General features: G+C 55.2%; 3 protein-coding genes and 1 pseudogene. All 4 read left to right on the forward strand.

The annotated features are described in order from the left end of the window. Positions 1-256 precede the first annotated feature (256 nt). The 4 genes and pseudogenes from BAA01_00615 (at position 257) to BAA01_00630 (ending at position 1677) form a co-directional block, all read left to right on the forward strand. Positions 257-622: a hypothetical protein gene (locus BAA01_00615; GenBank protein ID OUM89452.1), complete on the forward strand. Its 366-nt coding sequence runs from the start codon at positions 257-259 to the stop codon at positions 620-622. Positions 623-796: 174 nt separating this feature from the next. After that, positions 797-1096 (forward strand): hypothetical protein, encoded by a 300-nt coding sequence (locus tag BAA01_00620; protein ID OUM89453.1) that lies wholly within the window; start codon positions 797-799, stop codon positions 1094-1096. Beyond that, positions 1093-1296: a hypothetical protein gene (locus tag BAA01_00625; GenBank protein OUM89454.1), complete on the forward strand. Its 204-nt coding sequence runs from the start codon at positions 1093-1095 to the stop codon at positions 1294-1296. Before BAA01_00620 ends, BAA01_00625 begins: the two co-directional genes overlap by 4 nt. Continuing rightward, positions 1293-1677: pseudogene (locus tag BAA01_00630) on the forward strand (hypothetical protein). Before BAA01_00625 ends, BAA01_00630 begins: the two are co-directional and overlap by 4 nt.

The raw sequence follows: 1677 nt of genomic DNA on the forward strand, positions 1-1677 counted from the left end.
CCGCCGGTAGTCTACGGCTACTTCACATGAATGTTGTTGCGGACGGCGTGGAAAAACCGTTAAACTTTAATTCCGGCGGAGATGCGTTTAGACCGTCTTTTTCCGGCTGGGAAAGTGTTAATAGTTCGACAGGGACAGCAAAAATTCAGTTCACGAATTTGCAATTCAAATTCAATAGCAGTCTTATTTTACGAGTAAAAAATTTGAGTGCAAACCAAGCAAGCGCAACGGTATTCTTTCACGGAGGATACTACTCATGATTATTAATTACGAGATCAGGGACGAAAACGTCTATAAAATCGTAGACACGGGCAGTACGATAGAAACGTATTTTCTCGGAGGTGCTATCATAACCGAGACAGTTCGCATTGACGCCGAAACCGTTGCTGATGTCACTTATCAATTCGACATGGAAGCCGGGGCATATATCGAGCAATCGAGAGTAGAGAGGGTCGAGCCTTTGCCGCCCGCACTGAGAAGCCCGGATGAAAGGATTGCACAACTTGAAGACGAGAGCGCCATGCTCGCGCTTGAGCTTGTCGATACGCAAATTCGGCTAGAGCAATCGGAGCAGGAACAGGCCGCGCTCATCCTTGAACTTGTGGAAAAAGGAGTGATCTGACATGGACTGGTTTGCGATCGTGAAAAGGCATTATGACGCCGGCCGTTACCGGGCTGAGGATGTTGAGAAGTTCGTGGTCGCCGGGAAAATCACGCCGGAACAATTTCAGGAAATTACCGGGCAAGTTTACGGAGGCTCCGCATAAGCGGGGCCTTTTCATTTGGGGGTGTTCGTGTGGATGGAATGACGATTACGGCGCTTATCTCGGCAGCTGCGGCCATCAGCGGCATCGTGCTCGGCTGGTTGGGGCATGCTCGGACGTCTCGAAAGGATGCGGCGAATGATGCTGCGGCGGACGCCGATCTTCGTACATCTGTGAACTACATCCGGCAGGCAGTGGACGAGCTTCGCGTCGAAATACGACTGCTCCGACAGGACTACGCTGACTTGGTGGAGCGCGTGGCGCGAGTGGAAGAGTCGGCGAAATCGGCCCACCGCCGAATCGACAGACTGGAGGGGAGGGGTGAAGCGTGATCGACTGGAAGAAGAAGCTCAGCAGCAGGAAATTCTGGGCGCTGGTAGCCGGCGTGGCAACCAGCGCTCTTGTTTTGGCCGGAGCCGGCGAGGACACCATCGTCAAGATCACTGGCCTGATCACTTCGGTGGGCGCCGTGGTGGCGTACATCTTGGCTGAGGCGCACGTCGATGCCAGCCGGGGAGGGGATGAAGAGTGAATCCTTTCGAAGGATACCGCATCACTAGTCCCTACGGCTGGCGCATCCACCCTGTCTACGGAGACAGACGGTTCCACACCGGAATCGATTTGGTCAAAGAACACCGGGCGCCGATCCAAGCATTCTTGGAAGGCGTCGTCATGTTCGCAGGCTGGGGGGCGGCCGGCAGCGGTTTCGGAAACTACGGCAACGTCGTGGCCATTCTGGACGCGAAAAAACACCTTCACTGCTACTGCCATCTCGATTCGGTCAGCGTGAAGGTCGGCGACCGAGTGGAGCGCGGGCAGGAAATCGGCCGGCAGGGGAACACTGGCATCGGTACTGGAAGCCACCTGCACTACGAGATCCGGAAACGTTACGCGCCGTCCTACGGGTGGACGG

Origin of the sequence: Bacillus thermozeamaize, from assembly GCA_002159075.1 — a bacterium.
GTDB classification, from domain to species: Bacteria; Bacillota; Bacilli; order ZCTH02-B2; family ZCTH02-B2; genus Bacillus_BB; species Bacillus_BB thermozeamaize.